This is a genomic window from Tardiphaga sp. GW822-FHT04G09 (genome assembly GCF_058800725.1).
Genome location: NZ_JBXAMO010000002.1, coordinates 111,274 through 133,530, shown reverse-complemented (window position 1 = coordinate 133,530; position 22,257 = coordinate 111,274). Strand labels below are relative to the sequence as shown.

The following is a 22,257-nucleotide window of genomic DNA, read 5'->3' as shown; positions in this document are numbered from 1 at the left end:
TCCTTAACGGGCGTTAACCACCCCGCCAAACTCGCACTGCCGCGACCATTTGCGGGGCTTATTCTTCGGTCAGGGAAAGGCAATTGAAACCGATCTCGTCTCATGATCCCGCCAAAACAGGCGCCGAACAGGGGATACCGATGACCACCAGTGGCACCTTCGCCGTGGCCGACCGCGCGGCGCTGTCAGGCACGGAGCGAATCGACTGGGTCGATTACGCCAAGGGCATCTGCATCATCATGGTGGTGATGATGCATTCGGTGCTGGGCGTCGAACTAGCCGCCGGCCAGACCGGCTACATGCATGTGCTGGTGGCCTTCGCCAAACCGTTCCGGATGCCTGATTTCTTCCTGATCTCCGGGCTATTTCTGGCTGTCGTCATCGACCGCGACTGGCGGACCTATCTCGACCGCAAGGTCGTCCACTTCCTGTATTTCTATGTGCTGTGGGTGACGATCCAGTTCGGCTTCAAGGCGCCCGGCTTTGCCGCCGAACATGGCTGGGCCTATGTCGCCAACCTCTATCTGGTCTCCTATATCGAGCCATTCGGCACGCTGTGGTTCATCTATATGCTGCCGGTGTTCTTCATCGTCACCAAGCTGGCACGGCGCATGCCGCCGCTGGTGATCTGGGGCATCGCCGCCGCGCTGGAGATGGCGCATATCGCCACCGGCTGGACGATGATCGACGAATTCTGCTCGCGCTTCGTCTACTTCTATTCCGGCTATCTGTTTGCCACGCAGGTGTTCGCGTTATCCGATCGCGCCCGTGCCAAGCCGGTGATGGCGTTGGTCGGTCTCGCGATTTGGGCACTGATCAATGCCGCGCTGGTTTACGACGGCTGCAGCGAATGGCCAGTGATCTCGCTGATGCTCGGCTTTGCCGGCGCGGTGGCCATCATCGTGATGGGCACGCTGCTGGCGAAGATGCAGTGGCTCGGTTTCATCCGCTTCTTCGGCGAGCATTCCATCGTGATCTATCTCGCCTTCTTCCTGCCGATGGCGACATCGCGTGCGCTGCTGCTGAAAGTCAGCCCGTTCGACATCGGCACGATCTCGCTGCTGGTGACGCTCTGCGGCGTCATCGGCGCGCTGGTGATCTGGAGGCTCGCGCTGCTGGTCCACGCGAACTTCCTGTTCGAACGTCCGGCGGCGTTCTGGATCGCGCCGAAGAAGAAAAGCGCGACGCTGCAGGCGGCTGAATAGTCCCGCCAAAACTCACGGCACCAGATATAACGAACCGCTGGTCCGCCCGGCTTCGAGATCGCCCTGCGCGCGCGCCGCATCGGCGAGCGAATAGGCGGTTCCGCTGACCTGCAACACACCTTTCGACAATGCAGCCAACACAGCCGCCGCGCCGCGGTGATAGTCCTCCATGTGATTCATGTAGGCCATGACGCTCGGCCGTCCCAGCATGATGCTGCGCCGGGGGCCGAGATCGTTGACATCGATGGGCGGGATCGGCCCGGCGGCCTGGCCAAAACTCGCCACAATACCAAACGGCCGCACGCAGCCGAACGTCTTGGCCAATGTCGTTCCGCCGACGCCGTCATAGGCGACATCAACGCCGCGTCCATCGGTGAGCGCGGCCACCTCACCTGCGAAGTCGGCATCGCGGCCGACGATGACATGCTGGGCGCCGGCTTCACGTGCCATTGCGGCCTTGAGGTCTGAACCCACCGTCCCGATCACGCGAGCGCCGAGGTGCCGTGCCCAGCGTGTCAGCAACTGACCGAGGCCGCCGGCTGCGCTGTGCACTAACACGACCGTGCCGGTCCCGACCGGATAGACACGCGTCAGCAGCATATAAGCCGTAATGCCCTTGAGCAGCACCGAAGCGACAGTCGCGTCGGTGAGACCGTCCGGCAATTTGACCGCGCGCCATGCCGGCAGGTTGCGGTCGGAGGCGTAAGCGCCCACCGGTGCACCAGCATATCCGATCCTGTCGCCGACCTGCACCGAACTGACATTCTCGCCGATCGCCATCACGACACCCACCGCCTCGGCACCGAGAACACCGTCCGCGGTTGGTGGGTACATGCCCGTGCGGTAGTAGATATCGAGGAAGTTGATGCCGATCGCAGTCTGCCGGATTCGGATCTCGTCAGGCCCGGGCCGCGGCAACTCGACAGTCACATGTTCGAGCTGCTCGATGCCGCCGGGCGACTTGAGGCGAATGATGCTGGTCATCGGTGATCTCCTGGGAAGGTGAGCCACTTTGCAGCATCGGCCTGATATGCAAAATTCCGTATCTCTGCATATTTATTGTGAGATTTTGCACATGCCTGATTGGGAAGACCTGCGTCATTTCGTGACGCTTGCGCGTGAAGGCTCGCTATCCGCCGCGGCCCGCGTACTGGGTGTCGATCATGCCACCGTGGCGCGTCGCGTAGCCGCGCTGGAAGCCGACACCGGCATGAAACTGGTCGATCGCCGCGCGCGCAGCTACGTGCTGACCGATACCGGCAGGCGCGTGGCGGACACCGCGGCGCCGATGGAAGATGCGGCGTTCGCAGTCGAGCGCACCGCATTGGCGGCGAAAGCCAGCCTGCGCGGCGACATTACCATCAGTTCACCGCCGTCTCTGACCAACGCGCTCATCGCGCCACACCTGCTCCGGTTGCGGCAGCGTCATCCCGGCATTCGCCTCACGCTGATCGGCGAAAAGCGCGCAGCCTCGCTGAACCGACGCGAGGCTGATATCGCCGTACGCCTGTCCCGACCGACCGAACCCGGCCTGATCGCGCGCAAGGTCGGTTCATTCGGGTTCAGCCTGTACGGGTCGCCACAATATCTGAAGGAGACACCGCCATCGGCCTTCGCCTTCATCGCCTATGATCGCAGTATGGATGACTCTCCACAGCAGAAGTGGCTGAAGGCCATCGTCGCCAGCCGTGAGATCGTGCTTTACAGCAGCGACCTCGAGAACCAGACAGCCGCGGCGCGCGTCGGGATTGGACTCGCCCTGCTGCCACATTTCATCGGCGATCCCGAACCGGGACTGCGACGCTGCACGATCGCATCGAATGCCGTCCGGCGCGACGTCTGGCTGGTTGTACATCGCGACATGCGTGCCGCGCCGAACGTACGCGCCGTGATGGAATTTCTCGACGATTGCCTAAAGGATCTTCGACGCTAGTTCATCGCAAGATCAACCGCTGGCGCAAGGATCATCGTTGCGCCGTTCATTCGTCCAGCTTCACACCGTCCTTCATATCCTCGATCTTCTTGCGGAAGCCTTCCGCGTCGCCGAAATCCGCGAAGCCGACATAGTGCGGATGCGGGCCGAGAACGCGGCGCGCATGTTTGATCGGGCACCAATAGACCTCGGTACGCGCGGCGACTTCGCGCACGAAAGCGGCGGCGCCATTGCAATAGGAGCAATAGGCGCAGTTCACCTTCTCGATGATGTTGAGATAGGCGAGATGATGCCGGTCGAACACCAGATAGTCGCGCCGCCGCACCTTGGAGATGCCATAGATCGGAAAACAGATCGCCTGATAGGCCATCACCCAGAGATCGATCAGCACGAAGGGGATGATCAGCGAATAGATCACCGGTGCCGACAGCACGATCAGCGGATTGGCGCAGAAGAGGTATTTCGACGCGCCCACCTTGATGGCACGCTGCAGTTTCTCGATATCCTGCTCGAATACGATCTTGCGGCGCTCGAAGTGGAAGCGCAGCTCTTCCCGCCGGCGGGTCAGCTCGGCCTCGATCTCGGCCTCCACGCCCTTCATCTTGTCCATCAGTTCGGCGAGCTCGGGCATGAATGGTCCTTCGATTGGCAATGACCGGCGCAAGGACACATGGAACAGGGCGTGGCGCAAGCCGGCCGGCATCACAAAAACCCGCGGGATGGCCGGCTGACAGACTGTCATTTCCGGCGAAAATCCTTAAGTTGCGGCCATGCCGAAAACCTCAGAAACAGCTGCCACCAAGCCCGCCACCGTCAAGCCCCTGGCGAAGGGCGACCACGTCTTTCTGGTCGACGGCTCGTCCTATATTTTTCGCGCCTATCACGCACTGCCGCCGCTGAACCGCAAATCCGACGGGCTGCAGGTGAATGCAGTGCTGGGCTTCTGCAACATGCTGTGGAAGCTGATCCGGGACATGCCGCCGGACAACCGGCCGACGCATCTGGCGATCATCTTCGACAAGTCGGAAGTGACCTTCCGCAACAAGCTTTACCCCGAATACAAAGCGCACCGGCCGGCGGCGCCGGACGACCTGATCCCGCAATTCGCGCTGATCCGCGACGCCGTCCGCGCCTTCGACCTGCCGAGCATCGAACAGGGCGGTTTCGAGGCCGACGACCTGATTGCGACCTATGTCCGCGAAGCCGGTGAGCGCGGCGCGACCGCCACCATCGTATCCTCCGACAAGGATCTGATGCAGCTGGTGACCGAACAGGTCACCATGTACGACACCATGAAGGACCGCCGCCTGGGGATCGCCGAGGTGATCGAGAAATTCGGCGTCCCGCCAAACAAGGTTGTCGAAGTGCAGGCACTGGCCGGCGACAGCGTCGACAACGTGCCCGGCGTACCCGGCATCGGCATCAAGACTGCGGCACAGCTGATCACCGAATATGGCGATCTCGACACGCTGCTCGCCCGCGCCGGTGAAATCAAGCAGCCGAAACGCCGCGAGTCGCTGATCGAGCACGCCGAAAAGGCGCGGATCTCGCGACAGCTCGTGCTGCTCGACGACAGGGTGACGCTCGACGTGCCGCTCGATGAGCTCGCGGTGCATGAGCCAGACGCGCGCAAGCTGATCGCGTTCCTGAAGTTTATGGAGTTCTCCACGCTGACGCGGCGCGTCGCCGAATATGCCGAGATCGATCCGGCCGATGTGGAAGCGGAAGGCGGTTCTGCGGCGATACCGCCCGCGCGAAAGACCAGCGAAGCCGGTGGCCAGGGCGGCGACCTGTTCGGCGACGCCGAACCTGCGCCTGCTGCCAAGGGCAAGACGGGCGCGACCAGCCCGGTAAGCGGTAGCGCCCACGCGACCGGTCCAGGCAGCAAGGACGTGCTCACACCGATCTCGCTGGCCAAGGCCCGCGCCGAAGCGGCGCGAAAGCTGCCGGTCAAGCGCGACAACTATCAGACCGTGCGCACGCTCGCCGACCTCAATGCATGGATCGCGCGCATCCTCGATACCGGTCACGTGGCGTTCGAATGCAAGGCGTCGTCGATCGATCCGATGCAGGCCGATATGGTCGGCATCGCCCTGTCGCTCGGGCCGAATGACGCCTGCTACGTGCCGTTCGCGCACCGACAATCCGGCGACGGCTCCGGTCTGTTCGCTGCGGATCTCGAGCCCGATCAGATCAAACCCGCCGATGCGCTCGCCGCGCTGAAGCCGCTGCTGGAATCCGCGGGCCTGCTGAAGATCGGCTTCAACATCAAGTTCACCGCAGTACTTCTGGCCCAGCATGGCATCACCCTGCGCAACGCCGATGACGTGCAGTTGATGTCCTACGCCCTGGATGCCGGGCGCAATGCCCATGGTCTCGATGCGCTCGCCGAGATCTGGCTCGGCCATGCCATGCTGACCTTTGGCGAACTCATCGGCTCCGGCAAAGGCAAGCTGACCTTCGAGCAGGTCAAGATCGACCGCGCCACCGCCTACGCCGCGGAAGACGCCGACGTACTGCTACGACTATGGAATGTGCTGAAACCTCGGCTGCCGGCCGAGCACATGACCACCGTCTATGAAACGCTGGAGCGGCCGCTGATTTCCGTGCTGGCGCGCATGGAGCGCCGCGGCATCTCCATCGACCGGCAAGTGCTGTCGAAGCTCTCGGCGGACTTCGCGCAGACCGCTGCCCGCATCGAGGCAGAGATTCGCGAGATCGCCGGCGAAGAGGTCAATATCGGCAGTCCCAAACAATTGGGCGATATCCTGTTCGGCAAGATGGGTCTGCCGGGCGGCAGCAAGACCAAGACCGGTGCGTGGTCGACGTCCGCGCAGGTGCTCGATGACCTCGCCGAACAGGGTCACGAATTCCCGCGCAAGATTCTCGACTGGCGCCAGGTCTCCAAGCTGCGCTCGACCTATACAGATGCGTTGCCGAATTACGTGCATCCGCAGACCCACCGCGTCCACACGACTTACGCCTTGGCAGCGACGACGACGGGACGCCTCTCGTCCAACGAACCGAACCTGCAGAACATCCCTGTGCGAACCGAAGACGGCCGCAAGATCCGCCGTGCCTTCATCGCCGCCCCCGGCCACAAGCTGGTGTCCGCCGACTATTCGCAGATCGAGCTGCGGCTGCTGGCGGAGATCGCCGATATCCCGGTGCTGAAGCAAGCGTTCCAGGACGGGCTCGACATTCACGCCATGACGGCGTCGGAAATGTTCGGCGTGCCGGTGAAGGACATGCCGGCGGAAATCCGCCGCCGCGCCAAGGCGATCAATTTCGGCATCATCTACGGCATCTCGGCCTTCGGCCTCGCCAACCAGCTCAGCATCCCCCGCGAGGAAGCCGGCGCCTATATCAAGAAGTACTTCGAACGCTTCCCGGGTATCCGCGCCTATATGGACCAGACGCGCGATTTCTGCCGGGAGCACGGCTACGTGCAGACCCTGTTCGGGCGCAAGTGCCACTACCCGGACATCAAGGCCTCGAATGCCTCGATCCGCGCCTTCAACGAACGCGCCGCGATCAATGCCCGCCTGCAGGGAACGGCCGCCGACATCATCCGCCGCGCCATGACGCGGATGGAAGACGCTCTGGCGGAGAAGAAGCTGTCAGCGAAAATGCTGCTGCAGGTGCATGACGAACTAATTTTTGAGGTGCCTGACGACGAAGTGGCGGCGACGCTGCCAGTCGTGCAGCACACCATGCAGGACGCGCCATTCCCGGCGGTGCTGCTGTCCGTGCCGCTGCAGGTCGACGCACGCGCGGCGAATAACTGGGAAGAGGCGCACTAGTTTTACCGTCCAAACCAGCATCGCAGATGGATTTCGACTATCTGCGATGCTCTATCTGAAATGGTTCAGCGCCGCTTCATGAGCTACACAACGGCTATCCTCAGCCGCGAGTAGCCCATGCCCCATCTCACATCCCTGCTCGGTTTCGCCCTCGTCTCGCTCGGCATGGTGCTGACGCCGGGGCCGAACATGATCTACCTGATCTCGCGCTCGATCACGCAGGGGCCCGCGGCCGGCATGGTGTCGCTTGGCGGCGTGGCGCTGGGCTTCATCTTCTACATGCTGTGCGCGGCCTTCGGCATCACCGCGCTGCTGTTCGCTGTGCCCTATGCCTATGACGCATTGCGCCTTGCCGGCGCGGCCTATCTGCTGTGGCTGGCATGGCAGGCCCTGAAGCCGAACGGCCGCTCACCGTTTCAGGTCAAGAAACTGGCCATCGACAGCCCGCGCAAACTGTTCGTCATGGGCTTTGTGACCAATCTGCTCAATCCGAAGATCGCCATGCTGTATCTGGCGCTGCTGCCGCAATTCATCGATCCCACGGCCGGCAGTGTGCTGACGCAATCGCTGGTGCTGGGATCGACGCAGACGATCATCAGCGTCGGCGTCAACGGGCTGATCGCACTCGGCGCCGGGTCGATCGCGCTGTTTCTTGGCGAGCGACCGACCTGGCTCAGGCTGCAGCGCTGGCTGATGGGCACGGTGCTCGCCGGGCTTGCCGTGCGGATGGCGCTGGAGACGAAGCGGGCCTAGAGCCTCGGTTCTGCTAGAAGCGGAACCGAGGTCTAGTTTTTTGTTTTGACGCGTTTTCTTGATGCGAACCGGTACCCACTTCGCTGGAAAACGCTTTAATCCAGCTTCGCCTCCATACCCCGCTTCACGCCGGGCCGCGCCATCAACGCATCGTACCAGCGACCGACATGTGGGAAATCGGCGAATGACACCTTGTGGCGCTCATGGCGCCAGGCCCAGCCGAGAATGGCGAAATCGGCCACCGAGAGCGCGCCGGCGACGAATTCGTGATCGGCCAGCTGGCGATCCAGCACGCCATAGAGCCGACGAGTCTCGTCCGAATAGCGCTTCAGCCCATAGGCGCGCTGGGTCTCGTCCTCCAGCGCGATGAAATGATGTACCTGGCCCGGCATCGGGCCGAAGCCCCCCATCTGCCACATCAGCCATTCCAGCACCGGGATGCGGTCACCGAGAGATTTCGGCAGGAATTTGCCGGTCTTCTCGCCCAAATAAAGGAGGATGGCACCGGATTCGAACACGCTGACCGGCTTGCCGTCCGGTCCGTCGGGATCGACGATGGCGGGAATCTTGTTGTTCGGGCTGATTTTCAGGAATTGGGGCTTCATCTGCTCGCCCTTGCCGATATGCACCGGGAACACCTTGTAGGGCAGGCCCATTTCCTCCAGCGCGACGGAGATCTTGCGGCCATTCGGCGTATTCCAGGTGTGCAGTTCGATGGTCATGCGTTTCCTCTTCCGGTCTTGCCCGATCTTGTTGTCAGGTCTCTAGCATCGTCCCGATGGACGGTAAAAGGGACCGGAGAGTGTTGACGACGCCCGTTCCAGTCTGGAATGTGCCGGAAAGCGCCGATAGATTGCGCCCGGTTCAGCACAGAGACATTCATTTTGACCAAATCAGCCGCCCGCGCCCGCCTGTTCGAGATCATCCGCGACCGTTCGTTCGGTTACGGCGAGATCACATTGGCCTCGGGCCGCAAGAGCAATTTCTACTTCAACCTGAAGCCCACCATGTGCGACCCGGAAGGCGCGGCGCTGCTGGCCGAGCTGACCTATGACGCGTTGCGCGAGGACAATCTCGATTATGTCGGCGGCCTGGAAATGGGCGCCGTGCCGCTGGCCGGTGCGCTGGCGCAGCTCTCCTGGCTGAAGAACCATCCGATTGCCGCCTTCTTTGTCCGCAAGAAGCCGAAGGAACACGGCGCGCGTCTCGCCGTGGAAGGCCTCGCCAAGGGCGAGACGCTGGAAGGCAAGCGCATCGTCATCGTCGAGGACGTCACCACCACCGGCGGCTCGGCCGTGAAGGCGCTCGATGCCGTGCGCGAGGCCGGCGGTGAAGTCGTGCTGGTCTTCACCATGGTCGACCGTGACGAAGGTGCTGCAGAGACCTTCGCCAAGGCCGGCGTGGCGTTTCGCTCGCTTTACAAGGCCGGGGAATTTCTGAAGGGTTGATTCTTTATCGGCTCCGTTCGCGCGCAAAGCACGCGAGGATGCAGTGAAAGGTCACGTTTTGCTTCGCTTCCTCGTTCTCGCCGCTTTCACCCTCTTCGTCACGCTAGCACCCGATATGGCGCAGGCAGCCGAAGGCGGCCTCGATGGCGCCAAGCTGTCGATGTTGTGGGCATTGCCATTCGCCGGCATCCTGCTCTGCATCGCCACCGGCCCGGTGCTCTATCCGCATCTGTGGGAACATCATTACGGCAAGTTCGCAGCGTTCTGGGCCGCGCTGGTGATCATACCGCTGTTCATCTTCACCGGTGCCACGACGGTGGTGCACACGCTGTCCCACACCGTGCTGCTCGAATATCTGCCTTTCATCCTGCTGCTGCTGGCGCTGTTCACGGTGGCTGGCGGCATCTATGTCGAAGGCAACCTGCATGACAGCGTGTTGACCAACACGGCGCTGCTTGGCTTCGGCACGCTGATGGCCAGCGTGGTCGGAACCACCGGCGCGTCGATGATCCTGATCCGCCCGCTGATCCGTGCCAATGACGATCGCCGATACAACGTCCATGTCGTGGTGTTCTTCATCTTTCTCGTCTCGAACATCGGCGGCTCGCTGTCGCCGCTCGGCGATCCCCCGCTGTTTCTCGGTTTCCTGCGCGGCGTCGATTTCTTCTGGACCACCGTGCATATTTTTCCGGACACGCTGTTCACGGCCGGCATCGTGCTGGCCATCTTCATGGCGCTGGATGTCTATTTGCATCATCGCGAAGGCAACTTTCCCAAGAAGAAAGACCCGACGCCGGATTTGCCACTGCATCTGCACGGCAAGATCAACCTGCTGCTGCTGGTCGTGATCATCGGCGCGATTCTGATGAGTGCCAATTGGAAGCCGGGCATCACCTTCACCATACTCGGCACGCCGCTCGCGTTGCAGGATCTGCTGCGCGATGTGATTTTCGTGCTGGCGACGTTTGCGTCGCTGTGGCTGACCAAGGCCGAGCACCGCAAGGCGAACGATTTCAAATGGGGCCCGATCGAGGAAGTCGCACTGCTGTTCGCCGGCATCTTCATCTGCATCGTGCCTGTCATGGCGATGCTGCAGGCTGGCAGCCAGGGGCCGTTTGCCCCACTAGTCGCCCTTGTCAGCCATGCCGACGGCACGCCGAACAATACCGCCTATTTCTGGCTCACCGGCACCCTGTCGTCGTTCCTCGACAATGCGCCAACCTACCTCGTATTCTTCGAACTCGCGGGCGGCGACGCCAAGGCACTGATGACAACGGGGGCCGCGACACTGGCGGCGATTTCGGCAGGTGCAGTGTTCATGGGTGCCAACACCTATATCGGCAACGCGCCGAACTTCATGGTCTATGCCATCGCCCGCGACGCGGGGATAAAGATGCCGAGCTTCTTCGGTTACATCCTGTGGTCGGGTGCAGTGCTGATCCCGGTCTTCCTGCTGATGACATGGGTGTTTTTCATCTAGCCCGCCGCGCGGTTACCATTCATTTACCATGACGCCCTAACCTGACACCGCATCGGAGCGTTTGCGCTCCGGCACTGACATGCGGTCGCGGAGCTGGCGTTGCGTCACAATCGAACATCGTCGCGAGTCGTGCGTCCCTTGGTGCTGCTGACGGCCATGAGCCTCGGCGCGCTGACCCCGCAGATGGCGTCTGCGCAGAATTTCTTCGATTTCCTGTTCGGTGGCAGCCAGCCGCAGAAACAGCAGCAGCGCCGCGGCGCGCCCGAGAGCAATTTTTTCTCGGATCCGTTCGGCCTCAACACGCCAGTCGAAGCGCCGCCGCCCCAGCGGAGCCCATCCGCCGGCGGCTCCGGTCCCGCCTTCTGCGTGCGCACCTGCGACGGCAAATATTTTCCGCTCGGCCGCGGCATGAGCCAGGCACAGATGTGCCAGGCATTCTGCCCGGCGGCGACCACCAAGATCCTGTTCGGCAGCAGCATCGAAAGCGCATCGTCGAGCACCGGCGAGCGTTATAACGATCTCGAAAATGCCTTCGCATATCGCAAGGCCCTCAAGGCCGACTGCACCTGCAACGGCCGCGATTCCTGGGGACTCGCGCCGGTCGATTTGACGCTCGATACTTCCCTGCGTCCCGGCGACGTGGTTGCCACCACTAACGGGCTTGTCGCTTTCTCGGGCGTCCGCACCGGCAACACCCAGACCGCTGAATTTACGCCAGTGGCGAACTATCCCGGCCTGACCTCCGACGTCCGTGCCCGGCTCGGCGAGATGAAGGTCGCGCCGGTCTCCGCCGAAATGGTCACCGACGAAGCGCCGATGCCGGAAGCCGCGCGCGATGCCGCGCCAGTTCCTGCCCCTGCCACAACCGTCATTCCGAAGACTGCCCCGGCCACCCGCGCCAAGCGCGCCGAGCTTCAGTAGATCATCGTCCGACGATGACGCCGATGACGTTCGGCGCCGAGAGATACTTCTCCTCGATCTCCGCACGTGCGGCCGCGCGATTCTCCGGGGTCAGCAATCCGCGCTTCTCGGCAAGGATCATCCAGCAATACCCCCACCAGTCTGTGAGCATGCCGTGGTCATCGACGAGGTCGTAGCCCTGTTCGGCCGCAAAGATCCGCGCATGCGCCTCGTCGAGCTGGTCGAGCCAGGCGTGATCTTCCAGTGAGAACAGGTCATCGCTGATGTCGTCCGTCGTATAGCCCCAGACCGAGAGGCAAACGGTGTTGAACTCGCGATCGATCTGATCGTCATCGATGGGATGCCGACGCGCCATCAGATGCAGCCGCGACAGCGACCGCGCGTAATCGGCGATTCGGGTGAGAGCAAACTGATCGAAGGCAATGGTGGACATCTAGTCCTCGCGAGCTTGAACAGACCATAGATATTGTGGGCGACTGCAACGAATCACATCGGAATATCAATAGCTTACTAATTTGTTCTTAATTTGTTCCATCTTATTTACCCATTCCTGCCCCGTGAGGTCATCGGACTGGCAGAGCTCAAGCTGATAACTCCAGCGTCCCTTTCGCCGCCGCTCGTAACGGCATAGCTCCGGCTCCGCCGACTGCTCAAATCCAGGGCAGTTCCATTGCAAAAGCTCGCCACCGCCACGGGTTCCGGCAGCAGTCAAATACGCGTATGATTTTCGTCAGTGACACAGCTCAGGATGGCCGGTTTGTCAGATCTATCAGTCCCAGCAAAATTCCAGCCGGCGAATGCCCCCGTGGACGAGCTGGCGCTCGCCGACATCAAGAGCGCCATTCTCGTCAAGCTGAGGCTGGCGATCGGCAAGGAAGCGGCCTTCGCCACCAAGCACGACTGGTACAAGGCTGCCGCTCTGACGCTGCGCGACCGCATGGTGCATCGCTGGCTTACCTCGGACAAAGAGAGCTACGACGCCGGCCGCAAGCGGGTCTATTACCTCTCACTGGAATTCCTGATCGGCCGCCTGTTCACCGACGCGCTGAACAATATGGGCCTGCTGCCGCTGTTCGAAGCAGCCCTCGGCGATCTCGGCGTCGGCCTCGACGAACTCCGCAAATGCGAGCCCGACGCAGCGCTGGGCAATGGCGGTCTCGGCCGCCTCGCTGCCTGTTTCATGGAAAGCATGGCAACGCTCGGCATTCCGGCTTTCGGCTACGGCATCCGCTACGATTTCGGCCTGTTCCGCCAGATCATCTCCCATGGCGTGCAGCAGGAATATCCTGATGAATGGCTGGGCTTCGGCAACCCCTGGGAGATGCCGCGGCGCGAGGTGCGGTATGACATCCACTTCGGCGGCAGTATCGAGACCATCGAGGACGGCAAGGGCCGCAAGCAGGTCATCTGGCATCCCGGCGAGACTGTCGAGGCCGTTGCCTATGATACGCCGATCGTCGGCTGGCGCGGCCAGCATGTGAACGCACTGCGGCTGTGGTCGGCGCGCGCGCCGGATCCGTTGCGGCTCGACGTGTTCAACACCGGTGACTATGTCAGCGCCAGCGCCGAACAGGCGCGCGCCGAAGCCATCTGCAAATTCCTCTATCCGAACGATGAGAGTGCTGCCGGCCGCGAATTGCGGTTGCGGCAGGAATACTTCTTCGTCTCTGCGTCGCTGCAGGATCTCGTCAAGCGTCATCTCCACTCCGACGGCAATTTGCGTGGCCTCGCCAACAAGGCCGCGGTGCAGATGAACGACACGCATCCGAGCCTGGCGATCGCCGAGCTGATGCGCATTCTGGTCGACCAGCACAATATGCGCTGGGACGCCGCCTGGCAGATCACCAACGCAACGCTGTCCTACACCAACCATACGCTGTTGCCCGAAGCGCTGGAGACCTGGCCGGTCGAACTGTTCCAGCGGCTGCTGCCGCGGCATCTCGAGATCATCTATCGCATCAATGAAGCGCATCTCGATCGTGCCGATGCGACGCGTCCAGGCGACACCGCCTATCGCGCCTCGGTCTCAATCATCGACGAGACCTCCGGCCGCCGCGTCCGCATGGGCAATCTCGCTTTCATCGGCTCGCACCGCATCAACGGCGTATCGGCGATGCATTCGGAGCTGATGAAGGAGACCGTTTTCCACGATCTCAACCAGCTCTATCCCGGCCGTATCACCAACAAGACCAACGGCATTACTTTCCGCCGCTGGCTGATGCTGGCCAATCCGAAACTCACCGACCTGTTGCGCGCCACCTGCGGCGAGGCCGTGCTCGACGATCCCACGCGGCTCATCAAGCTGGAGGCCTTTGCCGGCGACGCTGCGTTCCAGCAGGAATTCCGCAAGGTCAAACATCACAACAAGCTCGCACTTGCGCGCGTGATCGGCGAGAAGCTCGGCGTTCAGGCCGATCCCTCGGCGCTGTTCGACGTGCAGATCAAACGCATCCACGAATATAAGCGGCAGCTTCTCAATCTCGTCGAGACCGTTGCGCTCTATCAGGCGATCAAGGACGAGCCGGGCAAGGACTGGGTGCCACGCGTCAAGATTTTCGCCGGCAAGGCGGCGGCGAGCTATCGCTATGCCAAGCTGATCATTCGCCTGATCAACGATGTCGCTGATATCGTGAACAACGATACCACGATCGGCGGCAAGCTGAAGGTGGCGTTCCTGCCGGATTACAATGTCAGCCTCGCGGAAGTCATCATTCCCGCCGCCGACCTCTCCGAGCAGATCTCCACCGCCGGCATGGAGGCCTCCGGCACCGGCAATATGAAACTGTCGCTGAACGGCGCGCTGACCATCGGCACACTGGACGGCGCCAATATCGAGATCCGCGACAATGTCGGCCCGGAGAATATCGCGATCTTCGGCATGACTGCTGCGGAAGTTGTCGAGCGCCGCGCCAAGGGCCTCGACGCCTCGGACGTCATCAACAAATCGCCAAATCTCGGGCGTGCCATCCAGGCCATCGAGACCGGCGCATTCTCGCCGGACGATCCCGGCCGTTACGCGTCGGTTGGCCACGCGCTGCGCCATCTCGACCATTACGTCGTGAGTGCTGACTTCGATTCCTATTACGAAGCCCAGCGCGGCATCGACACGCGATGGAGGGCCGGCTCAGCCTGGAGCCGCGCCGCGATTCTCAACACCGCACGGATGGGCTGGTTCTCGTCGGACCGCACGATCCGTGAATATGCCGATGATATCTGGGGCGTGCCGATTGCTGGCGATCTACCGGGCACAACGGGTCTGCAGGCACGCAAGGCGACGTGAGCGCGGCGGTGCTCACGCGCGATAGGCAACGAGCACCGCGCCGCAAGCGATCAGGATGACGCCGAGCCAGTTCGGCAGCGACAGTTTCTCGCCGAGAAACAATACGGCGAACACTGCGACGAACACGACGCTGAGCTTGTCGATCGGCGTGACTTGCGCGGCATTGCCGAGTTTCAGCGCACGGAAATAGCAGATCCATGAGGCACCGGTCGCCAATCCTGACAGCACGAGGAAAAACCACGTCTTCGGCGAGACGGCTGACGGCGATTGCCAGTTGCCCGTGACATAAACCATCATGCCAGCGGCAAAGAGAATGACGATGGTGCGGATGAAGGTCGCGAAGTCCGAATTGACGTTCTCGATGCCGACCTTGGCGAAGATCGCCGTGAGCGCCGCAAAGGCCGCGGACAGCAGCGCCCAGAACGGCCAGGTGAGCATGACGTTTTTCATTTGAAGTGTCCTTACCTGTCAGCCGTCATTGCGAGGAGCCCTTGCGACGAAGCAATCCAGCCTTCGCGTTCTAGCTGGTCGTGCATCGCATTCCGACTAACGGTTTCGTCATGGCCGGGCGTGACGGTTGATAGATTTCGCGTGACATGAAAAAGGCGGCCTTGCGGCCGCCCTTTCGCGTTCCTAATCGCTACAGCGACTTACTCCGCCGCCAGCTTCACATCCGGCGCGGCGGCGCGGACTTCCGCATCGACCTGCGCTTCGAACTTGGCGAAGTTCTTCTGGAACATGCCGACCAGCTTGCGCGCGGTGGCATCGAATTCGGCCTTGTCCTTCCAGGTGTTGACGGGATCGAGGATCTCCGACGGCACGCCATCCAGCGCGGTCGGGACTGCGAAACCGAAATACTTGTCGGTGCGGAATTCCACACTGCGCAGCGAACCGTTGAGCGCTGCAGTGAGCAGCGCGCGCGTCACCTTGATCGGCATGCGCGAACCGACGCCGTATTTGCCGCCGGTCCAGCCGGTATTGACCAGCCAGCAGTCGACATTGTGCTTGGCGATCAGGTCACGCAGCATGTTGCCATAGACCGAGGGATCAAGCGGCAGGAACGGCGAGCCGAAGCAGGTCGAGAATTCGGGCTCCGGATCGTTACCGAGACCACGCTCGGTGCCAGCAACCTTCGCGGTGTAGCCGGACAGGAAGTGATACATCGCCTGCGCTGGCGTCAGCTTGGCAATCGGCGGCAGCACGCCGAACGCGTCGGCGGCGAGCATCACCACGTTCTTCGGCTGCGGCGCACGGCCGGTGCGCGACGCATTCGGGATGAAGTCGAGCGGATAGGCCGAGCGGGTGTTCTCGGTCTTCGAACCATCGTCGAAATCCGGCAGGCGAGTGTTGGCGTCAAGCACGACGTTTTCCAGCACCGCGCCGAAGCGCTTGCTCGCCGCGTAGATCGCCGGCTCGGCTTCTGCCGACAGCTTGATGGTCTTGGCGTAGCAGCCGCCTTCGAAATTGAAGATGCCGTCCTTGCCCCAGCCATGCTCGTCGTCGCCGATCAACGTGCGCTTCGGATCGGCCGAGAGCGTGGTCTTGCCGGTGCCGGACAGGCCGAAGAAGATCGCGCTGTCGCCATCGGGGCCGACATTGGCCGAGCAATGCATCGGCAACACGCCCTTGGCGGGCAGATAGTAGTTCAGCGTGGTGAAGACCGACTTCTTCATCTCGCCGGCATAATAAGACCCGCCGATCAGGACGATCTTGCGGGCGAAATCGATGGCCACGACGTTTTCCGAACGGCAGCCGTGACGTTTCGGATCGGCCTTGAAGCTCGGCAGGTCGATGATGGTCAGTTCAGGCACGAAGTCCTTCAACGCAGCGGCTTCCGGGCGGATCAGCAGCGTGCGGATGAACAGCGAATGCCAGGCGAGTTCGGTGAACACGCGGGTCTTGATCTGGAAACTCGGATCGGCGCCGCCATAAAGGTCCTGCGCGAACAGGGTCATGCCTTCGGCGTGCTTCTTGAAATCGATATAGAGCGCTTCGAACTGCTCCGGCGTGATCGCCTGATTGCCAGCCCACCACATCTGTTCGGTGGAGGCATCCTTGACGGTGAACTTGTCCTTCGGGCTGCGGCCGGTGAATTCACCCGTGTCAGCGCAGAGGGCGCCATCGGACGACAATTCGGCTTCGCCATTGCGCAGCGAATATTCGTAAAGCTGCGGTGCGCCGAGATTCCAGTTCACCGCCTTGAGATTTTTCAGTCCGAATTTATCGGCGCCATAGGCACCGTTACGTACGCCCGTCTCTTGCACGGAATATTCCTCCTTGAGTCCGCATATCCGACCTGTGCGACTGTCTTCAATTGCACGTCAGCAGCAGTAGCCTTCACTATAAACGCTCGGCCAGTAATCCGGCGATCTAATAGTGACGAAGATGTGAAATGCCAAGCTGTCGTCCGTATATTTGGTTTATTCCAGCACGGCACTTGATACCGCTCAATTATTCAAAGCGCGGGCCTGCTCTGCGAGTTCCTTCAGGACTTGCCGCAACGCACCCGGAGTGACAATCCGCCGCGGAAAGTCCAGCCGCATCACCATCCCGCTGTTCTGCAGATCGATACCGTCCGGGTCGCATCCGGTGCAGCGCCAGTCACCCGCCTCCGCGCGCAGAAGCTTTGTTGCATAGAGATTGAGCGCATCGAGATGATCGGCGTTCATATGAGCAACAGCGCCCTCCTCTGCCTCCAGCATCGCTTCGGCACCGGTGAGGTCGGTCAGAAATTGCTCCGGCGTCAGATCGTTGATGCGGCCAAAGCCAGCCACCAGATGGACGCTCTTCGGCACGATCCTGAAAAACGAGAAATCCTTAAAATCCACAAAGACTTGTGCGGATGGATGGACACTCAAATAGCGTCGGCGCAGCAGCGATTTTTCGCTCTCGCTGGCCTCCTGCGCGATACCTCCGAGCATGATGCGCGAGCCCTCCAAGGGGTCACCCGGAGCCCGCTCATCCAGCATCAGCGAGACGCGGGCATCCGCCAGGATATTCCGGGTATGGAGCGCCATCCGGGAAATCAGGAGAATCGGCGACCCATCCGGGTGGCTGGCGACATTGGCCAACGCACAATAAGGATCGCCGGAGCCGACGGTCAGGGTGGCCAGGGCACCCTGCCGACTGCGCCGCAATAGCGACCGGGTGACGCGCGAGGGGTCGAAATCGGGGGTCGGTTGCATCGTTAAATCCCGTATTTCATTGCAAAAAGTAGCTTCTTCTTCTTCGCCGGGAGGTCTATACATCTATGGAACCCACGCGTCATTCAAGCGTTTAGGGAACTCGGCCACACTTCAGCCCAGCTTGCATTGCTCGTTGCAGGACTTGTTTGTTGACTGTGTTCTTAAGGCCACCTCATACGGCGGATTGTCGAATTCTGCCGGATAGCCCATCCCGCTCGGAAAGCAGGCTCATGCCAACTATCGCTCTGGTCGACGACGACCGTAACATTCTCACATCCGTATCGATCGCGCTGGAAGCCGAAGGCTACCGCATCATGACCTATACGGACGGTGCTTCTGCGCTCGATGGTTTCCGCACCAGCCAGCCAGACCTCGCGATCCTCGATATCAAGATGCCACGCATGGACGGTATGGAGACGCTGCGTCGTCTGCGCCAGAAGTCCGATCTGCCGGTGATCTTCCTGACGTCGAAGGACGAAGAGATCGACGAGCTGTTCGGCCTGAAGATGGGCGCCGACGATTTCATCCGCAAGCCGTTCTCGCAGCGTCTGCTGGTCGAGCGCGTGAAGGCCGTGCTGCGTCGCGCCGCGCCGAAGGATCCGACTGCCGCTCCGAAGGAGACCGATGCCAAGGCGCTCGATCGCGGCTTGCTGCGGATGGATCCGGAACGTCACACCTGCACCTGGAAGAATGAGCCGGTCACGCTGACCGTCACCGAATTCCTGATCCTGCAGGCGCTGGCCACACGCCCAGGCGTAGTGAAGAGCCGCAACGCGCTGATGGATGCCGCCTATGACGATCAGGTCTATGTGGACGATCGCACCATCGACAGCCACATCAAGCGGCTGCGCAAGAAGTTCAAGGTCGTCGACGACGACTTCGAGATGATCGAGACGCTCTACGGCGTCGGCTATCGCTTCAAGGAAACCTGATCTGTAGAGGGTTCCCGCGGCACGGTTGGGGCCTGACGGCTCAGCCGTGCTGCGCTAGAATGCGCATCCGCCCCCGCAACAATGAGCATTGCGTGGCGCATCGCAGATATCGACAACAACCGGGCAGTTTTGGCATTGCTGGATCGTACGCAGCCTGATGAAAGCCTGGACGCCGACGGCACTTCGCCGCATGCGGCAGGCGGCGATGCCGATCGCGCCCATCGCGGCTGGCAGCGCCCGCTCGACTGGCTGCGCCGCGCCCGGCAATTCTTCGTTGCGCTTACCTTTTCAAGCCTGACGCGCCGCATCGTTTCGCTCAACCTCGCCGGCCTTTGCGCCCTCGTCGCCAGCATTCTCTATCTCTCGCAATTTCGCGCCGGCCTGATCGACGCACGCGCGCAGAGCCTTCTGGTGCAGGCCGAAATCATCGCGAGCGCCATTGCCGCTTCGGCCACCGTCGAAACCAATACGATTACGATCGACCCCGACCGCCTGCTCGATCTCAAGCCAGGCGAAACCTACGGCGTGCCGGACGAACTCTCCGGCCTCGACTTCCCGATCAACCCCGAGCGCGTCGCGCCGGTGCTGCGGCGGCTGATCTCCCCAACCAAGACGCGTGCGCGCATCTACGACCGCGACGGCGTGCTGATCCTCGACAGCCGCAGCCTTTATGGCCGCGGCGATGTGCTGCGTTTCGAACTGCCGCCCCCGACCACCGAAAAGCCCGGCTTTGCCGAACGCACGATGATCGCGGTCCGGACCTGGCTCAATCGCGGCGACCTGCCGCTCTATCGCGAACTTGGCCCGGAAAACGGCAACGGCTATCAGGAAGTACAGCAGTCGCTCGACGGCCTGAAGAGCAGCATGGTGCGCATCAACGAACGCGGCGAAGTCATCGTCTCGGTCGCCGTACCTGTGCAGCGCTTCCGTGCCGTGCATGGTTCACTGATGCTGTCGACCCAGGGCGACGACATCGACCAGATGGTGACGGCCGAGCGTCTGGCGATTCTGAAAGTCTTTGCGGTCGCCGCCGTGGTCATGATCGTGCTGTCGTTGTTGCTGGCATCGACCATCGCCGGTCCGGTGCGACGTCTTGCCGACAGCGCCGAGCGCGTTCGCCGCCGTATCCGCACGCGCGTCGAGATTCCCGACTTCACACGCCGGCGCGACGAGATCGGCCATTTATCCGGCGCGCTGCGCGACATGACCGACGCGCTTTATAACCGCATCGAAGCGATCGAGATGTTCGCCGCCGACGTCTCGCACGAACTCAAGAACCCGCTGACATCGCTGCGTTCCGCCGTAGAAACGCTCCCGCTGGCGAAGAACGACAACAGCCGCAGCCGCCTGCTCGCGGTCATCGAACATGATGTGCGACGGCTTGACCGGTTGATCTCGGATATTTCCGACGCCAGCCGTCTCGACGCCGAACTACAGCGCAACGACACCGCGCCCGTCGATGTCCGGCGGTTGCTGACCACGCTGACCTCGGTCGCCAACGAAACCAAGCTCGGTCATGACGTCGGCGTTGAAGTCCGCTTCGAAGGCGCAGCCACCGACGCGTTTTCGGTGCCCGGCCACGACTCTCGCCTCGGTCAGGTCATTACCAATCTGGTCACCAATGCACAGTCGTTCTCGACGCCGGGCGGCAAGGTGCGGATCGTCTGTCGCCGCCTGAAAGGCAAGATCGAGATCGTCGTCGATGACGATGGCCCGGGCATCGGACTGGACGCACTCGAACGCATCTTCGAGCGCTTTTATACCGACCGGCCGCATCAGGGTTTTGGTCAGAATTCCGGCCTCGGTCTGTCGATCTCCAAGCAGATCGTCGAGGCCCATGGCGGCACGGTCTGGGCGGAGAACCGTATCGGCCCGGCCAATGTCGGCGGCGAGATCCCTGTGCTGGGTGCACGCTTCGTTGTGCGGTTGCCGGCCACATGAGCGCGGATGGCAAAAGCATCCACGCGTCGGCCGTACTGGTGAATGATCGCGCCGTGCTGATCCGGGGGCCGGCCGGCTCCGGAAAGTCGCGGCTGGCGTTCGATCTGATCCTTGCCGGTCAGTGCGGACAGCTTCCGGAGGCCATGCTGGTCGGTGACGACCGGGTGCATCTGGATGTCAGGGATGGAAAACTGTGGGTACGGCCGGCGCCCCAACTGGTCGGATTGCTGGAGATCAGAGGGCTCGGGATTCGACGGCTGGACTGCGCTACCGGCGCCATTGTCGGGCTGGTGGTTGATCTCGACGCAACCGACGCCGCGCGCCTGCCGGAGCCGAAAGCGCTCAAAATCGCACTTGAGGGCGTCGAATTGCCTCGAATCCCGGTCGGGGCAGGCTTTCACCCCCTACCATTGGTTGTGGCTGCGTTGACAACAATCGACGGCTTGAGTGCGGTGCGACCTTTGGACAATTGCTCAAAGGGAATTGGTAACCATATTAGTCCCACTATCGCCACCGAATAGACCCGCGCTACTTCCCGCCGCATCCGTGCAATTTAAGGGAGATTCGCGAAGAGCCCTCTTGCATAGGGGCTCTGGATGGTCAAAGTGGCCCTTTCGTGCGGTGCACCAAAAGCACCCACGAGGAGTTTCCGATGATTGGTCTAGTACTTGTGACCCACGGGCGCCTTGCCGACGAGTTTAAGGCGGCGCTTGAGCACGTAATGGGTCCGCAAAAACAAATTGAAGCCGTAACAATCGGCGCCGAAGACGATTCCGATTTGTGTCGAAGCGACATTATCGAAGCGGTCAATCGCGTCGACAGTGGCGATGGCGTTGCCATCCTCACTGACATGTTCGGCGGCACGCCATCGAATCTGGCAATCTCCTGCATGAGCCGGCCGAAGGTCGAGGTTCTCGCCGGTATCAATCTGCCCATGCTGGTAAAGCTCGCAAAGGTGCGCGAAGAGCGCACACTGCCCGATGCGATCGCCATGGCGCAGGAAGCGGGCCGCAAATACGTCACCATTGCCAGCCGCGTTCTCGCCGGCAAATGAGCGACCGCCCAGACGATACGACGGTGTCCGGTAGCGTCTCGCGCGAGATCCCGATCACCAACAAACGTGGCCTTCACGCGCGCGCCTCCGCCAAATTCGTGCAGATGGTCGAGCGCTTCAATGCCGACGTCACGGTAACGCGCAACGGCGAGACCGTTGGCGGTACGTCGATCATGGGCCTGATGATGCTGTCGGCCGGCCCCGGCACCAGCATCCTGGTTGCCGCCAAAGGCGCCGAGGCTGAAGCCGCCCTCGACGCGATCACCGAACTGGTGACCAACAAGTTCGGCGAAGAGTAGCGGCCGGCCGAAGCTGTTTCGTC

20 protein-coding genes are annotated in these 22,257 nt (G+C 61.8%); 13 read left to right on the top strand and 7 right to left on the bottom strand.

The annotated features are described in order from the left end of the window. The first annotated feature begins 140 nt into the window (after positions 1-140). Complete coding sequence (locus AC1RLZ_RS04355; protein ID WP_493187625.1) at positions 141-1,205, top strand: acyltransferase family protein; 1,065 nt, start codon at positions 141-143, stop codon at positions 1,203-1,205. 12 nt (positions 1,206-1,217) lie between these two features. Here the strand turns inward: AC1RLZ_RS04355 and AC1RLZ_RS04350 are convergent, their stop codons facing one another. After that, positions 1,218-2,189, bottom strand: coding sequence for a quinone oxidoreductase family protein (locus AC1RLZ_RS04350; RefSeq protein WP_493187624.1), 972 nt, complete (start codon positions 2,187-2,189; stop codon positions 1,218-1,220). Between the two features lie 91 nt (positions 2,190-2,280). Here AC1RLZ_RS04350 and AC1RLZ_RS04345 point away from each other — a divergent pair, with 91 nt between their 5' ends. Beyond that, complete coding sequence (locus AC1RLZ_RS04345) at positions 2,281-3,138, top strand: LysR family transcriptional regulator (protein WP_371422059.1); 858 nt, start codon at positions 2,281-2,283, stop codon at positions 3,136-3,138. Positions 3,139-3,184: 46 nt separating this feature from the next. On the opposite strand, the gene AC1RLZ_RS04340 is transcribed toward AC1RLZ_RS04345, so the two are convergent. Further along, a complete protein-coding gene (locus tag AC1RLZ_RS04340; protein ID WP_493187623.1) occupies positions 3,185-3,769 on the bottom strand; it encodes a hypothetical protein in 585 nt (194 codons plus the stop codon). 139 nt (positions 3,770-3,908) lie between these two features. Here AC1RLZ_RS04340 and polA point away from each other — a divergent pair, with 139 nt between their 5' ends. After that, positions 3,909-6,941: a DNA polymerase I gene (polA, locus tag AC1RLZ_RS04335; protein ID WP_493187622.1), complete on the top strand. Its 3,033-nt coding sequence runs from the start codon at positions 3,909-3,911 to the stop codon at positions 6,939-6,941. 117 nt (positions 6,942-7,058) lie between these two features. Beyond that, positions 7,059-7,694 (top strand): LysE family translocator, encoded by a 636-nt coding sequence (locus tag AC1RLZ_RS04330; RefSeq protein WP_493187621.1) that lies wholly within the window; start codon positions 7,059-7,061, stop codon positions 7,692-7,694. Positions 7,695-7,789: 95 nt separating this feature from the next. Here AC1RLZ_RS04330 and AC1RLZ_RS04325 read toward each other — a convergent pair whose 3' ends face one another. Beyond that, positions 7,790-8,416 (bottom strand): glutathione S-transferase family protein, encoded by a 627-nt coding sequence (locus AC1RLZ_RS04325; protein WP_493187620.1) that lies wholly within the window; start codon positions 8,414-8,416, stop codon positions 7,790-7,792. Positions 8,417-8,578: 162 nt separating this feature from the next. Between AC1RLZ_RS04325 and pyrE the strand changes: the two genes are divergently transcribed. From pyrE to AC1RLZ_RS04310, 3 genes are all read left to right on the top strand, one after another. Then, a complete protein-coding gene (gene pyrE / locus AC1RLZ_RS04320; protein ID WP_371422064.1) occupies positions 8,579-9,142 on the top strand; it encodes an orotate phosphoribosyltransferase in 564 nt (187 codons plus the stop codon). Positions 9,143-9,257: 115 nt separating this feature from the next. Next, positions 9,258-10,622, top strand: coding sequence for a sodium:proton antiporter (locus tag AC1RLZ_RS04315; RefSeq protein ID WP_493187990.1), 1,365 nt, complete (start codon positions 9,258-9,260; stop codon positions 10,620-10,622). Positions 10,623-10,721: 99 nt separating this feature from the next. After that, a complete protein-coding gene (locus AC1RLZ_RS04310; RefSeq protein WP_493187619.1) occupies positions 10,722-11,543 on the top strand; it encodes a DUF2865 domain-containing protein in 822 nt (273 codons plus the stop codon). A 1-nt stretch (position 11,544) separates the two neighbouring features. Here AC1RLZ_RS04310 and AC1RLZ_RS04305 read toward each other — a convergent pair whose 3' ends face one another. Then, a complete protein-coding gene (locus tag AC1RLZ_RS04305; protein WP_493187618.1) occupies positions 11,545-11,976 on the bottom strand; it encodes a hypothetical protein in 432 nt (143 codons plus the stop codon). Positions 11,977-12,291: 315 nt separating this feature from the next. On the opposite strand from AC1RLZ_RS04305, the gene AC1RLZ_RS04300 reads away from it, so the two are divergent. After that, positions 12,292-14,823 (top strand): glycogen/starch/alpha-glucan phosphorylase, encoded by a 2,532-nt coding sequence (locus AC1RLZ_RS04300; protein ID WP_493187617.1) that lies wholly within the window; start codon positions 12,292-12,294, stop codon positions 14,821-14,823. 12 nt (positions 14,824-14,835) lie between these two features. Here AC1RLZ_RS04300 and AC1RLZ_RS04295 read toward each other — a convergent pair whose 3' ends face one another. From AC1RLZ_RS04295 to AC1RLZ_RS04285, 3 genes are all read right to left on the bottom strand, one after another. After that, positions 14,836-15,273 (bottom strand): EamA family transporter, encoded by a 438-nt coding sequence (locus AC1RLZ_RS04295; RefSeq protein ID WP_493187616.1) that lies wholly within the window; start codon positions 15,271-15,273, stop codon positions 14,836-14,838. 200 nt (positions 15,274-15,473) lie between these two features. Beyond that, on the bottom strand, positions 15,474-17,087 hold the full coding sequence (locus tag AC1RLZ_RS04290; RefSeq protein ID WP_493187615.1) for a phosphoenolpyruvate carboxykinase: 1,614 nt from the start codon (positions 17,085-17,087) through the stop codon (positions 15,474-15,476). A 183-nt stretch (positions 17,088-17,270) separates the two neighbouring features. After that, a complete protein-coding gene (locus AC1RLZ_RS04285; protein WP_493187614.1) occupies positions 17,271-18,008 on the bottom strand; it encodes a HugZ family pyridoxamine 5'-phosphate oxidase in 738 nt (245 codons plus the stop codon). A 230-nt stretch (positions 18,009-18,238) separates the two neighbouring features. Here AC1RLZ_RS04285 and AC1RLZ_RS04280 point away from each other — a divergent pair, with 230 nt between their 5' ends. The 5 genes from AC1RLZ_RS04280 (at position 18,239) to AC1RLZ_RS04260 (ending at position 22,234) form a co-directional block, all read left to right on the top strand. Further along, on the top strand, positions 18,239-18,940 hold the full coding sequence (locus AC1RLZ_RS04280; protein WP_068733897.1) for a response regulator transcription factor: 702 nt from the start codon (positions 18,239-18,241) through the stop codon (positions 18,938-18,940). Between the two features lie 135 nt (positions 18,941-19,075). Further along, complete coding sequence (locus tag AC1RLZ_RS04275) at positions 19,076-20,881, top strand: stimulus-sensing domain-containing protein (protein WP_493187989.1); 1,806 nt, start codon at positions 19,076-19,078, stop codon at positions 20,879-20,881. 38 nt (positions 20,882-20,919) lie between these two features. Next, complete coding sequence (locus AC1RLZ_RS04270; RefSeq protein WP_493187988.1) at positions 20,920-21,402, top strand: HPr kinase/phosphorylase; 483 nt, start codon at positions 20,920-20,922, stop codon at positions 21,400-21,402. A gap of 131 nt (positions 21,403-21,533) precedes the next feature. After that, entirely contained in the window at positions 21,534-21,935 is a 402-nt protein-coding gene (locus AC1RLZ_RS04265; RefSeq protein ID WP_068733893.1) for a PTS sugar transporter subunit IIA, read from the top strand. After that, positions 21,932-22,234, top strand: coding sequence for an HPr family phosphocarrier protein (locus AC1RLZ_RS04260; RefSeq protein ID WP_493187613.1), 303 nt, complete (start codon positions 21,932-21,934; stop codon positions 22,232-22,234). The genes AC1RLZ_RS04265 and AC1RLZ_RS04260 overlap by 4 nt, the downstream gene beginning before the upstream one ends. Positions 22,235-22,257: the final 23 nt, after the last annotated feature.